This is a genomic window from Bacillus sp. AFS001701, from assembly GCF_002559405.1.
Taxonomy (GTDB): domain Bacteria; phylum Bacillota; class Bacilli; order Bacillales; family Bacillaceae_G; genus Gottfriedia.
On sequence record NZ_NTZO01000771.1, the window covers coordinates 1 to 578 of the forward strand.

The 578-nt window shown below is 29.6% G+C and carries 1 protein-coding gene; it reads left to right on the forward strand.

Annotation, left to right across the window (positions count from 1 at the left end; genetic code table 11):
• Positions 1 to 105: 105 nt before the first annotated feature.
• The coding region (locus CN514_RS25090) for a DUF2975 domain-containing protein (RefSeq protein ID WP_098234859.1) at positions 106 to 578 on the forward strand (473 nt) is incomplete at its 3' end.

Below are 578 nucleotides of genomic sequence, written 5' to 3' on the forward strand. Positions count from 1 at the left end.
TAATTTTATAACGATAATAATATAATAAAAAACAACAATAATTTATTGTAAAACGATAAAATATGTGGTAAATTCAAATTGTAAATAATATAGTGAGGTGCTTTTATGAAACGAGGGTCAACTCTCTTTTTAAAAATAGTGGTAATTCTAATTGGGCTACCAGTTCTTGCATTGTGTTTATTTGTGGTTCCTAAGATTGCAGAATTTGCTGCTGAGCTGTATCCGAATATTGCTTTAATGAAATATTTTATTTTTATAGATCTTTATTTAGCAGCGATTCCTTTTTATTTTGCACTTTTTCAAGCTTTTAAACTTTTAAGCTATATCGATAAAAACATAGCTTTCTCGGAATTATCGGTTAATGCTTTAAAGAAAATAAAATTTAGTGCGATCGCAATCAGTGTATTGTATGTACTTGGGTTGCCACTTTTTTATTTAATTGCAGATATGGATGACGCTCCAGGAATTATCGTTATTGGCTTGGTTTTGATTTTTGCTTCAATGGTAATTGCAGTCTTTGCAGCCGTTCTCGAAAGGCTTTTGAAAGAAGCGATTGATATAAAATCAGAAAATGATTT